Origin of the sequence: Algoriphagus namhaensis (assembly GCF_042649705.1) — a bacterium.
GTDB classification, from domain to species: domain Bacteria; phylum Bacteroidota; class Bacteroidia; order Cytophagales; family Cyclobacteriaceae; genus Algoriphagus; species Algoriphagus namhaensis.
The window spans coordinates 674,442-691,591 of sequence record NZ_JBHRZS010000007.1; the positions used below are offsets into that span (position 1 = coordinate 674,442).

Genomic DNA, 17,150 nt, shown 5'->3' on the forward strand with positions numbered 1-17,150 from the left:
CTTACCAATTAGCAACGGTGGCGGTGAAAATATCTTGCAAGATGTTTTCGAAGATTTCTTCTACCAATTGACTTTCTACATCTAGCAAGGTAACTGATCTTGGGTCATAATCCTGAAAAAATGAGAAGGTTCTTCTTAAGTTTTCTTCTTCATTGGTCGTGTTGATGTATTCTACTTCGATAGCAATCGTCAATCTCATTTGTCCTGCACGGTCTGGAACATTAGCATTTCCACTAGAAACCGCAGATTGCGGGGTGAGCGTGTATCTGGAAATAGCTCCTGCAAACTGCAAATCTCCATTTGTTCTTGTCAATTCAAGACGAGTATTTCGTTGGTAAAATTCCTTCAAGGATTCCGTAAATCGTTGTTCCATGTTAGCGGGTCCGCCACCGGAATCGTTAAAGAAATTCTCTACCGAAAAGGTCTTTACCTGCTCATAGTCGATAGTGGTACCGCTAAACCCATATTGAACCGAGCATCCGCTAAATACCAATAGACTCCCGAAAAGATATGCGGTAAGCAGCTTATTGATCGATTTCATACTGCTTGATTTTGCGGTAAAGGGTTCGCTCCGAAATCCCAAGATCTCCTGCAGCATATTTTCTTTTGTTGTTATGCTTTCGGAGTGCTTTTAAGATCATTTCTCGCTCCTTCTTTTCTAGTGAAAGTGAATTATCATCTTCCTCATGGATGATGTCTTGAATTCCTTCCTCTTCATAGGCCTGAGAGTCTGAAGGGTTACTTTTATTTGAATCCAATACCAAAGGCACTTGATAACTAGGAGTGGAGGGTTCACGCTCGCTTCTCGTCAGGCTGGTATTGTCTAAATCTTCGAAAAGATCTTGATGCTTATTGATGATACTTTGATTCAGCCCGCCACTTTGATAGCTTTCAAGGACCAGTTTTTTCAGCTCGTTCATATCCTTTTTCATGTCAAAAAGGACTTTGTACAAGAGATCTCTCTCGGAGAAATCTGAAGAGTCTCCTCCCGTTGATCTCCCAGTTAAGGCCATGGGTAATCGAGATCTGTCGGCTGGTAAATATTTTGATAAAGTCGCTGCATCCACTTCACGCGTTTGCTCAAGTAATGAAATCTGTTCGGCGAGGTTTTTCAGTTGTCGGATGTTTCCAGGGAAGGCATAACTCATCAAAAGTTTCTGCGCATCCTCATCTAGCGAAATCGGTTTTACTTGATACTTTTCAGAAAAATCTGAAGTAAACTTTCTGAAAAGCAGGACTATATCTTCTCCTCTTTCACGAAGTGGTGGAACGTAGATGGGCACCGTGTTTAAACGATAATAAAGATCTTCTCTGAATTTCCCTTTCTCAACAGCCTTGATCAAGTTCACATTGGTGGCGGTAATAACCCGAACGTCTGTTTTTAATACCTTGGAGGAACCTACTTTGATAAATTCTCCATTTTCCAAGACACGAAGTAACCGTGACTGTGTGCCAAGTGGCATTTCACCAATCTCATCTAAGAAAATAGAACCTCCATTGGTGACTTCGAAATAACCTTTTCGCGCTTCATGGGCTCCGGTAAAAGATCCTTTTTCATGCCCAAAGAGCTCTGAGTCTATCGTTCCTTCAGGAATTGCTCCGCAGTTGATAGCAATGAATTTCCCATGCTTGCGAAGACTCATTGAATGGATAATTTTGGAAAAACTCTCCTTACCACTTCCACTTTCGCCTGTAATCAATACAGTCATATCCGTAGGGGCTGCCTGAATGGCTACTTCAATGGCATGATTCAGAAGCGGGCTATTGCCAATGATTCCATATCTCTGTTTTACACTTTGTATTTCCTGAGATGTGATCATGCTAATACTGGGTTGATTTCAAGGATTTCTCCGAAAAGGGTAGCTGCTGTACAGTCGGTGATTTTGACTTTGATGTAGTCTCCAATTTTAAAGTCTCCTGCTGGCACGATGACCATTTTATTTGCAGAAGTACGTCCCTTGAATTGCTGATCAGAACGCTTGGAAGTGCCTTCAATCAAGATCAATTGGGTAGTGCCAACATCCAGTTTGTTTCTTTCAAGTGAAAGCTCGCTTTGTTTTGCTATCACTTCAGCCAATCTTCTTTTTTTGGTCTCCAAAGGAATGTCATCTTCGTACTTCTTAGCGGCCAAAGTTCCAGGGCGTTCTGAATAATAAAACATGTATGAAAAATCGTATTTGACGATATCCATCATGGTCAATGTCTCTGCATGCTCCGCTTCGGTTTCCGTACAGAATCCGGTGATCATATCTGAAGAAATCCCACAACTTTCGCCCAAAATTTCACGGATTTTAGAGACGCGCTCCAAGTACCATTCGCGATCATAAGTTCTATTCATCAGTTTTAGCACTCGGCTATTTCCACTTTGCACAGGAAGGTGAATGTACTTACAGATGTTGTCATACTTTTTCATAGTGTAGAGCACATCATCTGTAATGTCTTTCGGGTGAGATGTAGAAAACCTAACGCGAAGTTTTGGGTCCACTAAAGCCACCATTTCTAGGAGGTGAGCGAAGTTGATTACTTCTGAAACCTGATCTTCCTGCTTATTCAATCTGGCTTTATTGTTTTCCTCAGGAGACCATTTGTAGCTATCCACGTTTTGGCCAAGAAGGGTTACCTCTCTGTATCCTTGCTCAAAAAGCTCTTGGGCTTCCTTTACGATTGAATGGGGGTCTCTGCTTCGCTCTCGTCCTCGAGTGAATGGAACCACGCAAAACGAACACATATTGTCACAGCCTCGCATGATAGAGATAAATGCAGTCACGCCATTCGAATTCAATCGAACTGGAGCGATATCCGCATAAGTTTCTTCCCGAGAAAGGAAGGTGTTTACCCCTTTATTTCCTTCTTCCGCCTGGCTCACCAAATTGGGTAAATCACGATAGGCATCCGGCCCCACTACCACGTCAACGATTTTCTCCTCTTCGAGCAGCTGATCTTTTAGACGCTCCGCCATACATCCCAGTACACCAATGGTCATTTCTGGTCGAAGTTTCTTCACAGTATTGAATTGACTCAAGCGCTTGCGGACAGTTTGCTCAGCCTTGTCCCGAATCGAACAGGTATTTAAGAAGATGACATCTGCTTTTTCGAAATCGGAAGTCGTGTCAAAGCCATTTTCTTTCATGATCGACGCCACTATTTCTGAATCAGAAAAATTCATCTGACAACCGTAACTTTCGATGTATAGTTTTTTGCTCTTGCCGGTAGACTCCTCTGCTGTGGTTTTAAAGTCACAGGCTTGGGCTTCTTCTGCCGGAAGTATGTCAATATCCTTGATTAAATTATCCATGGTAGTTGGTTCAATGTGGATGCGAAATTAACAAAATACAGACAAAATGGCAGTTTGAGAATCTAAAAATTTCTAATCTTCTGTGGATTCGAAGGGAATAAGTAACTGCTTGCCAAAATGCACGTGTTCTTCTGTGATATTCAAGTTAGAAAGCCCGAGCCCCAGCAGCCTTACTGGTTTTGGGATTTCCTCTTGATTTAGAATCTCAAAGGCTAATTCTTCGATTTGCTTTTTATCTGGGTATTGTTCGAGCGTTCGACTTCTTGTTTGGACGCTGTAGTCGTTGTACTTGATTTTTAGAGTAATGGTTCGGCCATTGATTCCACTTTTTTCGATTCGTCTGATTAGCTCCTTGATGATGGGCAGCAGACCCATTTTCATATCCTCTAGGGAAATCAGATCTTGGTCAAACGTATTTTCGGCGCTGATTGATTTTCTGATTCGGTTGGGCTGGACCTCAGAGAGATGGACTCCTCGAACGATATTGAAATAATGAAGGCCTGATTTACCAAATTTTGTGGTGAGAAACTGAAGTGAAAATTGCTTCAAATCTGCTCCACAGTGAATGCCAAATCCCTTCATTTTTTCGGTAGTAACTTTTCCTATTCCAAAAAATCGCTCAATTGGAAGCTTCTCTAAAAAGGCCTCTGCATCTTGGGGTAAAATGACAGCCTGACCGTTGGGTTTATTTATGTCAGAGGCAGTTTTAGCTAAAAACTTGTTGTATGAAACTCCTGCAGACGCATTAAGTCCTGTCTCTTCCTTAATGGCTTCTCTAATTTGTCGAGCTATTAAAATTGCTGATTTGATGTCTTTTTTGTTTTCGGTGACATCAAGAAATGCTTCATCCAAAGATAAAGGCTCCACGAGATCTGTGTATTCGTAAAAAATATCCCGAATGATTAGGCTGATTTCCTTGTATCGGTCAAATCTTGGCTTGGCAAAAATTAGATGTGGACACTTTTTCACTGCAAGAATCGAAGACATTGCTGATCTCACTCCATATTTTCGAGCTTCATAACTTGCTGCGGCTATCACTCCTCTCTCCGCATTACCACCCACAGCCAGAGGCTTTCCTCTCCATTCAGGTTGATCCAATTGCTCCACCGAAGCATAAAAGGCATCCATATCCACATGAATGATTTTTCTGATTTCCGAGGCCTGAATCATACCATGCAAGGTAAATAATGCTTTGGAGATAAAATTATGAGGTAAAAAAAAAGCGATAACCTAGATTATCGCCTTTCCATTGGGTAGTTGTAATTTTTAGTCTGCAGCTACTTCAAGTTGAAGAGATACAGTGTTGTAGATGAATCTATCTTTCACTTTATCTGCAGTGGCTGATTCGTCTTGATAAGACAATCCCCAAGCAGTTCTGTCAATGTTAAATCCGGCTTTAGCCATTACTTTTCCATTTTCTAAACTCACTGCTGCTGGAAACTTAATGTTTTTTGTAGTTCCTCTCATGGTTAAGTTTCCGCTGATCCAATGGGTTGGAGCTTCTGGAGAAAGTTCTGAGGCTGCCAATGGAGTGTTTTCTGTAGCGAACTGCTCCACATCTTGGATTTGGTCATCACCTGTGAAAGGCTCTACTCCGGTAATTTCGAAAGTAGCTGTAGGATAGTTCTCAGCATCGAAGAAGTCTGCAGATTGCAAGTGGCCCCAAAGTTTGCCGTAGCTGTCATCCGTCTCCTCCATATCTTCGATCTTCAATCCAGTGATATCGAAGGTGAAAGTTCCACCGGCTAAGGTATTTCCTTCTACTACTAGTGTTCCTTCGGTTGCTGGAATTTTACCGAAATGCTGTCCAGTCGGCTTGTATCCTCTCCAAGCGATCATAGTCGCCTCTGGCTGGATTGTTAAAGTTTGACCTTCTGCCTCAGCCACTTCTTGGGCTTCAGATGTTTCCACAGTTTCTGTGGGTTGACCGCATGCGAAAGTAAAAAAAGCTGCCGCTGCGAATAAGCTGGTTTGTTTGAATGACTTCATAGTTTTGAATAATTTCAATATTTGTTGTATATACATGGAAACAAACAATGTTTGAAAAAGTTCGAGCTTCAATATTTTTTTTTGGATTTTTATTTTCTCAAAAATGTAAAGCTAAATGGCGCTAATAATGACAGTAAAAGGGAAGTCTCCAGTTTTTGGAAAAGAAAATTGGCTGGCTCCAAACTCCACCATAGTAGGTGATGTGGTCCTAGGCGATCGATGCACTGTATGGTTCAATGCAGTGATCAGGGGAGATGTTCATGAAATCCGGGTAGGGGACGACAGCAATATTCAAGATGGGGCCGTAATCCACTGCACTTATCAAAAGGCTGGTACATACATCGGAAAGCGCGTATCGATTGCGCATAATGCCGTCGTTCATGGATGTACTATTCATGATGATGTTCTGATTGGAATGGGGGCCATTGTTATGGATGGTGCCGTTGTGCATTCAGGTTCTGTGATTGCAGCAGGAGCAGTTGTACTTGCAAATACCATTGTAGAAGCAGGATCTATTTACGCCGGCATGCCCGCTAAAAAAGTCAAAGACATCGGAGAAAATATGAAAGAAGTAATAGCAAGGACAGCGAAAAACTATCCTGAATATTCCAAATGGTTCTCCTCTGATTCGGATTGAAACACGATAGTTGATGTTCAGAGATTAGAATCAATTTCAACTATATCTAATTTTGGATATAATAAATCGCGCTTTAAAGACAAAAAAGTATTTTTTATCCTTTTTTATTTCAATTTATTCGATGATTTTTCGTATTTTCGGTCTTTGTTTTTAACCTAATCAAAGAGCGAATGGCTTCTGATTTTTTTGGGAAAAAGTGGACTACTTGGATTCTTGTACTGCTTTTTTTTACGTTCAATTATTTTTTGACTAAAACTATGCCAGTGGATTTAGTTTTGGATTTGAAATTCCTTTATAGCCCTGAGGTCCTTTATAACTCGCTTAGTCAAATGGGGGAGCAAGGCAGAGATAACTATTTTAAGGGTATTTTATTTTTGGATATGCCATACCTATTGGTCTATGGAATTCTTTTTTGCAAAATCTTAAAAAACCTTTGGTCAGGGACACATTTGTATTATTTAACCCTTGGCATTGCTTCTGTCGATTTTGTAGAAAATGTTTTTATGATGTACCACATTCGTTCTTTTCCAGCGGTTTCTAGAGAATTGGCTTTCATGACATCAGGACTTACAAGTATGAAGTGGCTTCTGGTGATGATTCTTTTTACTTTGATAATTACAGGGTTACTGAGAAAAATTTTTTGGGTTGCAGAGAAAAAGGAGCAAGTTCATTAAGTATTTTTAGGTTGGGTTTTGGAAAGGACAAGGAAAAGTCGACCTTTGCGAACTTATTCAAATTCAAAGAATTAGCTAACCCGATCTAAATATGAAAGAGGAGTATTTTAAATGGTTTTCTCCACACCTTCAGCGAGACGTTCAGATGTTGGTTTTTGGCCATGCTGGGTATCCTGTCGTAGTTTTCCCAACTTCTAAAGGTTCTTTTCATGAAAACCGTGACATGGGTTTAGTTGATTCAGCGAGATGGTTTATTGATCAGGGGCTTATTCAGATTTTTTGTCCAGAAAGTAATGATGCCCAAAGCTTCTACAACCGCAATATCCATCCGCACGACCGGATTCAGCAGCATGTGGCTTATGACAAAATGATTTGTCACGAAATCGTGGAGCGTATTCGATTTAACACACCAGTCGCTAAAGTGGTGATGGCAGGGGGAAGTTTTGGTGGATACCATGCGGCAAATTTTGCTTTCAGACATCCAGGTTATGTTAGCCATATGTTTAGTATGTCAGGAGCATTTGATATCCGTAATTTCATGGATGGGTATCAGCACGATGATGTTTTCTATAATAGTCCTTTGGAATTTCTTCCAAATCTAACTGACTATGAGTTGTGGAATATGGACATCGTTTTAGGTACATCTAATTGGGATATTTGCTTTGATGCAAATCTTAAACTTCATGAAGTGCTAAAAGCCAAGGGCCTCCCACATTGGCTGGATGTGAGGCAGAACCGCGAGCATGATTGGCCTGTGTGGAAAGAAATGTTTCCACATTACCTTTCAAGAATAAAATTTGACTAACTGATTTAAAAAAATCTATCATTATATTTTAGGATGAATATGAAAAAAGTAGGAATACTCTTTGGAATGGAGGATACATTTCCTCAAGCCTTTATTGACCGAGTAAACGAGCTTGACGGTAAAAAAATCGTAGCAGAAGCCGTTCAAATTGACAAGGTGGTACAAAATGAGCTGTGCAACTACGATGTAATCATTGATCGAATTTCACAGGATGTACCTTTTTATCGTGCGTTTCTGAAAAATGCAGCATTGACTGGCACTGCCGTGATTAATAATCCATTTTGGTGGAGTGCAGACGATAAGTTCTTTAATAACGGGCTAGCAGATCAGCTTGGAGTTCCTTTACCTAAAACCGTGCTTTTGCCATCAGCTGAGCATCCTCAGGACACTACGGCAAAATCATTTAGAAATTTGAAAGCTCCCCTAGATTGGGATGGAATGTTTGAATACATCGGATTTCCGGCATACATGAAGCCTTATGCGGGCGGAGGCTGGAAAAATGTCTACAGACTAGAAAACAAAGAAGAGTTTTTCAGAACTCACCCAGAGACTGGACAGCTTGTGATGCTTTTGCAGGAAGAGATCGTGTTTGAAGAGTATTTCCGAGTTTATTGTCTAGGTGGAAAGGCTGTTCGAATTATGGAATATGAGCCAAGAAATCCTCACCACTTGCGCTATGTTGTGGATCGTGCTCCTTCTAGTAAGAAATTGTTGAACACCGTAAAAGACTACACTAAGCGACTTTGCACTGGCCTTGGGTATGACTTTAATACCGTAGAATTTGCCGTGAAAGACGGAGTACCTTATGCGATTGATTTTGGCAACCCAGCTCCAGATGCAGATGTGAATTCTGTAGGTCAAGAAAATTTTGATTGGGTAGTAGAGGAAGCTGCAAAAATGGCTATTAGCTATGCAAAGGCTCATAATCCTGGCAAAATCAATTTGACTTGGGGAACCTTCATGAAGGATGCCCTCAAGGATGCCAAAAGATTTTAATAATCCATTAACCTGATTTTCGGATGAGTTCTACCAAAAAGTTACCACTATTTACCTTAGGTGTAGAAGAAGAGTACCAAATCATAGATCCAGAGACTCGGGATTTACGATCTCATATGTCCAAAATTGTGGAGGGAGGTAAAATTCATTTGCGTGAGCAAGTGAAAGCCGAAATGCACCAAGCTGTGGTGGAAGTCGGAACCAATATCTGCAAAAACATAGGCGAGGCTAGAAAGGAGGTCGGTTTTCTTCGGGGTCAGGTGGCTCAGTTGGCTTCCAGACAAAATCTTCTGGTGGGAGCGGCAGGAACTCATCCATTTTCAAAATGGCAGGATCAGGAAATCACCGACGATGAAAGATATCATCACATTGTCAACGAGCTTCGTGATATTGCGCGGTCCAACCTGATTTTTGGACTTCATGTTCATGTGGGAATTGAGGACAGAAATACGGCTCTCCAATTAATGAATCAAGCCTGCTATTTTCTTCCACACATCTTTGCACTATCCACCAATAGCCCTTTCTGGGAAGGAAGAAATACCGGGTTTAAGGCATTTAGAGCTAAAGTTTTTGCGAAATTCCCAAGAACTGGCCTTCCCGAATACTTCGATTCGGTACAATCGTACGACAATTATCTCGAGACCTTGGTCAAGACAAATTGTATTGATAATCCTAAGAAGATTTGGTGGGATTTGCGTATGCATCCATTCTTTAGCACCATTGAGTTTCGGATCTGCGACGTTTGTCTGACACTTGATGAGACGATCTGTATTACAGCACTTATTCAAGCTGTTGTTGCGAAGCTTTACAAACTTCACGTAAAGAATACCAGCTTCAATATCTACCGGATTGCACTTATTCGTGAGAATAAATTTAGAGCAGCCAGAAACGGTTTGGAAGGCAAGATGATCGATTTTGGAAGAAAGGTAGAAGTACCGACCCATGAGTTGATCGTAGAATTGCTTGAGTTTATCGATGACGTAGTTGATGAGTTGGGTAGCAGAGAAGAAGTGGAATATGTGCATACTATTCTCAAAAACGGAACCGGGGCTGATCAGCAACTTGAAGTTTTTGAAAAAACGCAAGACCTCAAAGCTGTGGTGGATCTCATCACAAGTAAATTTCAGCAAGGCATTTAAAAGGTATATCCTATCTTTGAATTAGAAAATAATACCAAAAAAAAGTGGGTAAGAGAAGATTGAATCTAGCGATTTTAGATATGTATGACGGCGAGCCAAATCAAGGTATGCGCTGCATTATAGATATTGTCAAAGGATTTGGCACAGAGTTGAATTACAAAATATTTGATGTCCGAGGTAAGGCCGAAATACCTGAAATTCGGGACTTCGATCTCTTCATTTCTACAGGAGGTCCAGGTAATCCTCTTGAAGGCGATAATAACTGGGATTTAAAGTTTTTTGACTTCTTAGATCAGATATGGATCTGGAATCAAAATGACCCGATCAAAAAACATATATTGTTTATCTGCCACTCTTTCCAGATGGCCTGTAAGCATTTTGGGCTAGGAGAAATTAGCAAGCGAAAATCTACTTCATTTGGTGTTATGACCATTCACAAAAGTCCGGATGGTATGGAGGATCCACTTTTCGAAGGATTGGATAATCCTTTTTGGGCGGTGGATAGTCGGGATTATCAAGTACTCAAGCCTCACAAAAAGAAGTTTAAGCTACTAGGGGCAAAGATTATTGCCCTTGAAAAGATCAGAAATCACGTGGAGTATGAAAGAGCTTTGATGGCTATTCGATTTTCAGATGAAATGGTAGGAACCCAGTTTCACCCTGAAGCTGATCCCGTGAGCTTCTTGGCACATCTCAAAAAGCATGAGGTTCGTGAAAAAATCATTGAACTGAAGGGTAAAGCCAAATTCCGGTCTATGCTTGAGGACTTGGTGGATGAGAATAAGGTCTACAAAACCAATGAAACGCTCATTCCAAATTTTCTTAGACAGTCAATAGCAAAAATAGTCGCGGATAAGGAAGGCGCTTTGATCTAAATCTTTTTGATTCACAATCTATGATTTCAACTCTACGAGCCAAATTCAATCAAGCCTTTTCAACTCAAAAATATGCTGAGTTTTTGGGTAGTATTGCCGCTGACTTCAATAAAGCTCCCACATTTAGAGTAGCAGAGTCCCCTTTTTTTATTTCCAAAGAATTAAAAGCTCAACTGCTTGAGGCAAGCGAAGAAGTGATCGATTTTATCGCTAGTCCAGATTTCAAACAAAAAACACAAAAAGCCCTTGATTTGACCATAAACGTCCCAGGAGAAGCTAGTCATTCTCAGTTTTTGGCTATTGATTTTGGAGTTTGTGAAGAAGATGGGAAAATCGTCCCAAAGCTAATTGAGGTACAGGGATTTCCCACAATTTTTAATTTTCAGCAAAACTTATTTGAAAAATTCAAGGCAGCTTATCCTTTTCTTGAGGAAACTACCCCTTATCTGAACGGGTATGACGCTACATCTTATCTTGAATTGCTGAGGCGTATTGTGCTCAATGGTCACGAGCCTCATGAAGTCATTCTTTTGGAAGTAGAGCCTGTCAAGCAAAATACTAGCATTGATTTCTTTTATGCTGAGCGAGATCTTGGGATCCCGATCGTTTGTGTCACAGAAGTGCAAAAAGAAGGAGATCACCTTTATTACTTCAATGCCAAGAAGGAAAAAATTCAGGTGAAGCGGATTTATAATCGAGTGATCTTTGACGAACTGGATGCCCGTAAGGATCTAAAAATGAATTTCAAATTCACGGATAAACTAGATGTAGAATGGGCTGGACATCCCAATTGGTATAATCGAATTTCGAAATTTATTTTACCCTTTCTCTCAGGGCCCTATTTCATTGAATCAACACTTCTAAGTGAACTGGATGAAATTCCTTCAGATCTTGAAAACTATGTTCTGAAACCGCTTTTCAGTTTCTCAGGGGCCGGGGTAGTATTTCATGTGACGCCAGAGGACATTGAGCGTGTGGAGCATCGGGATCAATTTATTCTTCAAAAAAAGGTAAGCTATGCCCCAATCCTCGAATCTCCTACCGGTAAAGTCAAAGCTGAGATTCGAATATTTGCTATGTGGCCTTTGACGGATGCTCGACCTACCTTGATCGGAAATTTGGTTCGACTAAGTCGAGGTGAAATGATCGGTGTCAAATTCAACAAAGACAAAGACTGGGTAGGAGGAACAATCGGCCTATTCGAAAAGTAGGGTCTGTCTATTTTGGAGACCAGGTAGCAGGATTTTCTCTCCAGCTAGCTAAAGATTTCAGAACTTCCTCGTCGATATAGTTTCTTTTTACGGCTCTTGGAAGCATGGCTTCATAGTGACAAAGACAGATGAGCTCAATCCCTGCCTTGTCGAAGTTTTCGGCAGCCAAATCGAACCCATAGCTAAAAATGGCAACCATTCCAAGAACTTCGAAACCCGCATCTTTTAGATCCTGTGCGGCCTTCAGCGAGCTTCCTCCAGTAGATACCAAATCTTCTACCACCACCACTTTTTGACCAGGAGTGACCTTTCCTTCGATCATGTTTTCCATGCCGTGACCTTTGGCCTTGGATCGAACATAAACAAAAGGAAGATCTAGATCATTTGCCATTAAAGCTCCTTGAGGAATCCCTGCTGTAGCTACTCCGGCAATCGCTTCTGCATGTGGGAAAAAATGCTGAACACTCCTTACAAGCTGCTCCTTAATCATATTCCGCACCTCAGGAAAAGATAGTGAAAGTCGGTTGTCACAATAAATTGGAGATTTCCATCCAGATGCCCATGTGAAGGGTTGAGAAGGTTGTAATCTAATGGCTTGAATCTCAAGAAGTTTGTCTGCTACTTCAGCGGCTACGTTTGGATCTAAAATTTTCATACTCAAAAATAAGGGAATATGACTTCCGATCTTTGTGCCAACTCTTTTTTTTATGCATTTTTGAAATAGTTCCACCCAAGCAAATTTTTAAAATCAGCGCATGCGAATTTTTATCAATGACAAGCCATTAGATATCCTTTCTTATAAAAAGCTAGGAACGAAGACTAGGTTTTCAAGGGTTTTTACATCAGATGTTAAGCTTGATGATGTAACGGATTGGACAGAGGATGTCCTCTTTGAGGAACCTGACGAGACTTTGGTGATCAAAATACTTTATCTGCTGCGAACTAGAAAATTAAAGAAACTCAACTCGATTACCTTGGTTTCCAAAGATAAGAAGCACTTAAAGTCATTTATAAAAAGTCGATTTCTGATTATCAAGGCAGCTGGTGGAGTGGTGCAAAGAGGGGAGGACTGCTTGCTTATCCATAGGTTTGGAAAGTGGGATTTCCCGAAAGGGAAATTTGAAAAAGGAGAAAGCCCGGAGCAGTGTGCGGTCAGGGAAGTGGAAGAGGAATGTGCTATTGTGGCACGAGCAAATGATCACCTCTGCAACACTTGGCATACTTATACCAAAGATCGTAAGAGTATCCTTAAAAAGACGTACTGGTACACGATGACTTGTCTTTCAGATGTAGGAATGAAGCCACAAAAGGAGGAAGGGATTGACGATATTCGATGGTTTGACGAAAAAGGTGTACATAAGGCGCTAAAGACCTCTTATCCCTCTATGCGCTATCTCTTTCAGCGAAGTCTGGAAGAAAAATATGCTTAGAGCTCATAGGGTAAAAACTCCTTGACATCACCACCATATCGATGTACTTCACGGATGATAGTAGAGCTAATGGCCGCAAACTGAGGCGAGGTGATGAGGAAAACCGTTTCTAAATCTTCGTTGAGATAGCGGTTCATTTGACTGATCGTATTCTCATACTCAAAGTCCGTGGTATTTCTCAGGCCCCTTACCAGGAAATTGGCGTTGTGCTTTTTAGAAATAGTAGAGGTCAATTCATTATAAACCAAAACTCGCACTCTTGGAACGTCAACGTACACCGATTCGATTTTTGAAACCATCAAATCAATATCAAAATACCGGTTTTTTTTGGTCGAATTGTACCCAATCCCAATGATGACTTCATCAAAAATATCCAAACTTCGCATCACAATGTCGTGATGCCCTTTGGTGTAAGGGTCAAAAGATCCGGGAAAAATCGCAATTTTTTGCATAGCTAGTCAAATTGCCAAAAAGCCTCAAGGATTCCAAAGTTTTCTGCTGCATCCATTCCAGAATGTAAATTCTGGTTGGGCTTAGGTTCTGAGGAGAGGTATTGATGATAAAATTGCTTTCCCCATTCCTCATCACTTTGAATAGAGTCGCTTTTACCAATGACAGTAATTCTAGCATGAGCGGGATGATATCCATGCTGGGACATGAGAGCGCGAGGATATTTCACAAGATCTTCTTGCGTGTTTAGGTCAAACATCCCAAAGGAAACGAGCTCTTGATCTGTAAAGCAGGCAGCATACAATTTCGGTCCGATCAAATTGACAAGGATCTCTTGACCAAGAAAATTTTGACGCTGATGAAAGAGGTATGAGAGAAAACTTGACGCTCCATGATGGATGGCTACTTCTGGATACTTGGCTAGAAGTGCTTGATAGATCTCGTAAGACATCCCTCCAACAAGTTGAATCTTTCCGCTTTCTAGCCCAGATGAAAAGTGAAAAGAATCTTCATCTTGCTCTTTGGCAAAATTCAGATATGTTTTTTCTTCCCCTTTGGTAAAAAGAGCTCCAGGGACAAGCACGAAATTCCCGGAATGAGGAAAAACTTTTAATGGAACCGAAAGGGACAAAAGCTCATCTGAGTCTAATAACTCAAGGATCTTTTCGGCTTCAACCTCGTACTTGTGGATGGCAAGAATAGCTTCATTTTGATCCTTTGCAAAAATAAAGATTGACTCAGGGTACAAAAAAAGTGATAAGCTCGCTGTAGAATCTACATTAAACTTATCACTCTTGGATACTGTAAGGTGTTTTTCCAATGTGCTGGAGATTATTTCCAGTTACCTTCAGTGGAGGCATCAGTTCTTGAGCCCACTTTCAATGCTTTTTCGTTGTTATTCAACTGTCGCTCTGGATTGATCGGAGCTGGATCACGAATCTCAAATACGTTAACGTCGTAGGAGTTTCTTTCGATTTGGTCAGCGAAGAATTCGAATCGCTTTCCTCCAGAACCTGGTACCACAACAAGTGCTTCTAAATTGAAGTCAGGATATTTTGTTTCACTGAACAATGAATCCATTACTGCGACAGAACCAAGGGTGTCAAATTCTACGGTGATTTCTTCCTTACCGTATTCTAGAAGTTTGGTAGTCTCTGTACGCTGTACGATCCAAATTTTACCATCCTGGATGAAATTCTTCAGAGAATCCCAATTGTCTGCATACACTCCATTAGAAGCTTGGTAAGCTAGCTGAGCATCTCGAAGCATTTGAAGTTTTTCGATTACAGCAGCTTCGATCAGTGCAATTCGCTTTTCTGCTTCTACTACGTCATCTACGCCTTTCCAAAGGAGATAACCTAGGCCCATGGCCACTACAAAGAATACAAGGGATAATACTTTAGTAAGATTCATTTCGGTTGATGTTTAAAATCTTTTAGGGTTGTGGTATTTTAGAACGTGCTATTTTAGAGAAATATTCCCAAAATTAAAATATCCTGTCCACTTTCCTAAGTCCTTTAGTGATTTAATTCTCCAAAAGATTTGATGAAGGGCATTTTCAGGGAGTGAATGGAGTTCGTCGACGGTCATCCATCGGAGTTCTGTGAGAATTTGTTCGGCAGATTCCAATTCAGGATCCATTCCCAGTTTCAATTGGCCTCCAATTTTTTCTACCAAAAAAAAATGTTCCATAGCATGCAGAGGAGGATCCAGATATTCGTGGACAAAAAGATAGTCACCCACTGCCACTTCAAGCCCCGTCTCTTCAAGAAATTCCCTTTTCAGATTATCGGGGGCAGATTGGCCGTAGACCATACCACCTCCCGGTACGGACCAAAATTCCCGATCCTCAGACATCATGTGTTTGATCATCAAGAGTTTTTCATCCTGAATTAAAATGCCATTTACACGGCTTCGGAGATGATTGCCAAATTTTGATTCGATTTTCTTGCTGATCTTGTCCTGAGCCATTTACATTCGTGGTAATGGATAAAGATAGGCAACCCCAAGTTTTGCCCTCACAGTATTTGAGAAAAAGTTTTCCCTTTTCACCCACGGATGGGCAGGCTAAGTTTTTTGCCAAGATGGATGGTTTTTTGTTCCAAAAGGTAGAAGATTCCCCTGTTTTCGTGCTAAAAGGTTATGCAGGAACAGGAAAAACTTCAGTGATCTCAGCACTTGTCAAGGTGTTGCCAAAGTTTGGACTACGGAGCCTGTTATTAGCCCCAACAGGGCGAGCGGCCAAAGTCATGAGCAATTACAGTGGGAGAAATGCTTTTACCATTCACAAAATCATTTATAAGCCAAAGGGAGAAGATGGTAGTCTTTCGGGAGGATTTATCCTTCAGAAAAATTACTTCAAAAACACCGTTTTTATTGTGGATGAATCTTCCATGCTTTCGGATGATGGAGGGATGTCTGGGACTTTACTTGGAGATTTGATTCGGTATGTGTTTGGAGGAGAGGGAAATCGGCTCCTACTCCTCGGAGATACCGCTCAATTGCCGCCCGTGGGATCTACTCTGAGTCCCGCCTTGGATCCTGGTTATTTGCAGCGACAATATCGTCTTCAGCCTGAACATATTGAACTTTCGGAAGTGATGAGACAGGAACTAGAGTCTGGTATACTATTCAATGCTACTGCCCTTCGAAATCAATTGAGCAAAGAACCCCCCGTCATTCATATCCAAACGGCAGGGTTTAAGGACATCTTTCGAATGACAGGCGAGAGACTTGAAGACGGCATTCGATATGCCTATAACAAATATGGATCGGAAAATTCTGTCGTCATCACCAGATCCAATAAAGCAGCTGTTCAATACAACCAATACATCCGTCGCGTGGTACATTTCTTCGACGAGGAGATCGATAGTGGGGATCTGATCATGATTGTCAAGAACAACTATACCTATATGCAGGAGTCGGAAACGGTGAATTTTCTTGCTAACGGAGATATGGCAGAGGTAATGAAGATCCGTCGATTTGAGGAAATGTATGGGTTGCGTTTTGCCACTTTGGAAATCCGATTGTTGGACTATCCGGACGAGCCCCATCTTGAGGCGAAGGTAATTCTGGATACGCTCCATAGTGATACACCAGCATTGACTCGTGAGCAGTATAGAGAGCTTTACCGACAAGTCTCAGAAGACTATGCGGATGTGGAGCGGAAGGTTGAGCGACAGGAATTGATTCGTAAAGACCCATACCTTAATGCGCTACAAATCAAATTTGCTTATGCGCTCACTTGTCATAAGGCGCAAGGAGGGCAGTGGGAGAGTGTTTTTGTAGATCAGGGATATGTGCCACAAGAACAAGTAGATACTGATTTTACCCGCTGGCTTTACACTGCAGTGACGCGTGCAAAACAAGAGTTATTTCTGGTCAATTTTGCATCAGCTTTTTTCGGAGGAAATGTGGAATAGAGATTAAGAGGATTCGGGATTAACAAATAGTTAGCTTTAATAAAACTCATCACACTCCTTGCATACCGACATCCCAATTTCCCGTCTTATCCAGCATATTTTAACATAAAAATTTCAAGCTTGGCGCGGTTTCTGTAATTTTGATGTAGGAATAAAAAGTTGAATATTTGAGCTGAAAAGAAAACAAACCAAGAAATGCTTAAAGGAAGGGGACTTATAGATTTCTC

At 41.0% G+C, this 17,150-nt stretch carries 19 protein-coding genes; 9 read left to right on the top strand and 10 right to left on the bottom strand.

The annotated features are described in order from the left end of the window. Position 1: 1 nt before the first annotated feature. The 5 genes from lptE to ACFOSV_RS11260 all read right to left on the bottom strand — a co-directional run bounded on the left by lptE (position 2) and on the right by ACFOSV_RS11260 (position 5,284). The gene (gene lptE / locus ACFOSV_RS11240; protein WP_377906111.1) at positions 2–541 is read right to left on the bottom strand and encodes an LPS assembly lipoprotein LptE; all 540 of its coding nucleotides are present in this window, start codon (positions 539–541) and stop codon (positions 2–4) included. Continuing rightward, positions 525–1,820: a sigma-54 interaction domain-containing protein gene (locus ACFOSV_RS11245; RefSeq protein WP_377906112.1), complete on the bottom strand. Its 1,296-nt coding sequence runs from the start codon at positions 1,818–1,820 to the stop codon at positions 525–527. Before ACFOSV_RS11245 ends, lptE begins: the two co-directional genes overlap by 17 nt. Next, complete coding sequence (miaB, locus tag ACFOSV_RS11250; RefSeq protein ID WP_377906113.1) at positions 1,817–3,295, bottom strand: tRNA (N6-isopentenyl adenosine(37)-C2)-methylthiotransferase MiaB; 1,479 nt, start codon at positions 3,293–3,295, stop codon at positions 1,817–1,819. Before miaB ends, ACFOSV_RS11245 begins: the two co-directional genes overlap by 4 nt. Positions 3,296–3,367: 72 nt before the next feature. Further along, entirely contained in the window at positions 3,368–4,465 is a 1,098-nt protein-coding gene (dinB, locus tag ACFOSV_RS11255) for a DNA polymerase IV (RefSeq protein WP_377906114.1), read from the bottom strand. 96 nt (positions 4,466–4,561) lie between these two features. Next, positions 4,562–5,284, bottom strand: coding sequence for a YceI family protein (locus ACFOSV_RS11260; RefSeq protein WP_377906115.1), 723 nt, complete (start codon positions 5,282–5,284; stop codon positions 4,562–4,564). A 115-nt stretch (positions 5,285–5,399) separates the two neighbouring features. Between ACFOSV_RS11260 and ACFOSV_RS11265 the strand changes: the two genes are divergently transcribed. The 7 genes from ACFOSV_RS11265 (at position 5,400) to ACFOSV_RS11295 (ending at position 11,621) form a co-directional block, all read left to right on the top strand. Continuing rightward, complete coding sequence (locus tag ACFOSV_RS11265; protein ID WP_377906116.1) at positions 5,400–5,921, top strand: gamma carbonic anhydrase family protein; 522 nt, start codon at positions 5,400–5,402, stop codon at positions 5,919–5,921. Between the two features lie 257 nt (positions 5,922–6,178). After that, positions 6,179–6,595, top strand: a complete 417-nt coding sequence (locus tag ACFOSV_RS11270; RefSeq protein ID WP_377906117.1) for a hypothetical protein — start codon at positions 6,179–6,181, stop codon at positions 6,593–6,595. Between the two features lie 91 nt (positions 6,596–6,686). Beyond that, positions 6,687–7,400: an esterase family protein gene (locus ACFOSV_RS11275; protein ID WP_377906118.1), complete on the top strand. Its 714-nt coding sequence runs from the start codon at positions 6,687–6,689 to the stop codon at positions 7,398–7,400. Between the two features lie 39 nt (positions 7,401–7,439). Continuing rightward, a complete protein-coding gene (locus ACFOSV_RS11280) occupies positions 7,440–8,396 on the top strand; it encodes an ATP-grasp domain-containing protein (protein ID WP_377906119.1) in 957 nt (318 codons plus the stop codon). Positions 8,397–8,419: 23 nt separating this feature from the next. Continuing rightward, on the top strand, positions 8,420–9,535 hold the full coding sequence (locus tag ACFOSV_RS11285; RefSeq protein ID WP_377906120.1) for a carboxylate-amine ligase: 1,116 nt from the start codon (positions 8,420–8,422) through the stop codon (positions 9,533–9,535). A gap of 80 nt (positions 9,536–9,615) precedes the next feature. After that, on the top strand, positions 9,616–10,410 hold the full coding sequence (locus ACFOSV_RS11290; protein WP_377907297.1) for a type 1 glutamine amidotransferase: 795 nt from the start codon (positions 9,616–9,618) through the stop codon (positions 10,408–10,410). Positions 10,411–10,430: 20 nt separating this feature from the next. Then, positions 10,431–11,621, top strand: a complete 1,191-nt coding sequence (locus tag ACFOSV_RS11295; protein ID WP_377906121.1) for a hypothetical protein — start codon at positions 10,431–10,433, stop codon at positions 11,619–11,621. Between the two features lie 7 nt (positions 11,622–11,628). Here the strand turns inward: ACFOSV_RS11295 and pyrE are convergent, their stop codons facing one another. Next, positions 11,629–12,276, bottom strand: a complete 648-nt coding sequence (gene pyrE / locus ACFOSV_RS11300) for an orotate phosphoribosyltransferase (protein WP_377906122.1) — start codon at positions 12,274–12,276, stop codon at positions 11,629–11,631. A gap of 100 nt (positions 12,277–12,376) precedes the next feature. Here pyrE and ACFOSV_RS11305 point away from each other — a divergent pair, with 100 nt between their 5' ends. Next, positions 12,377–13,051 (top strand): NUDIX hydrolase, encoded by a 675-nt coding sequence (locus ACFOSV_RS11305; RefSeq protein ID WP_377906123.1) that lies wholly within the window; start codon positions 12,377–12,379, stop codon positions 13,049–13,051. Here ACFOSV_RS11305 and coaD read toward each other — a convergent pair. From coaD to ACFOSV_RS11325, 4 genes are read right to left on the bottom strand one after another with little or no spacing between them, the layout of a single operon-like run. After that, positions 13,048–13,503 carry a pantetheine-phosphate adenylyltransferase gene (gene coaD / locus ACFOSV_RS11310; protein ID WP_377906124.1) on the bottom strand — a complete coding sequence of 152 codons (456 nt, stop codon included), beginning with the start codon at positions 13,501–13,503 and terminating at the stop codon, positions 13,048–13,050. The genes ACFOSV_RS11305 and coaD overlap by 4 nt on opposite strands. A gap of 2 nt (positions 13,504–13,505) precedes the next feature. Continuing rightward, a complete protein-coding gene (locus tag ACFOSV_RS11315; RefSeq protein ID WP_377906125.1) occupies positions 13,506–14,321 on the bottom strand; it encodes a DUF3822 family protein in 816 nt (271 codons plus the stop codon). An 11-nt stretch (positions 14,322–14,332) separates the two neighbouring features. Then, on the bottom strand, positions 14,333–14,914 hold the full coding sequence (locus tag ACFOSV_RS11320) for a hypothetical protein (protein WP_377906126.1): 582 nt from the start codon (positions 14,912–14,914) through the stop codon (positions 14,333–14,335). 48 nt (positions 14,915–14,962) lie between these two features. Next, the gene (locus ACFOSV_RS11325) at positions 14,963–15,472 is read right to left on the bottom strand and encodes an NUDIX domain-containing protein (RefSeq protein WP_377906127.1); all 510 of its coding nucleotides are present in this window, start codon (positions 15,470–15,472) and stop codon (positions 14,963–14,965) included. 14 nt (positions 15,473–15,486) lie between these two features. Here ACFOSV_RS11325 and ACFOSV_RS11330 point away from each other — a divergent pair, with 14 nt between their 5' ends. After that, entirely contained in the window at positions 15,487–16,923 is a 1,437-nt protein-coding gene (locus ACFOSV_RS11330) for an ATP-dependent DNA helicase (protein WP_377906128.1), read from the top strand. The last annotated feature ends 227 nt before the right edge of the window (positions 16,924–17,150 follow it).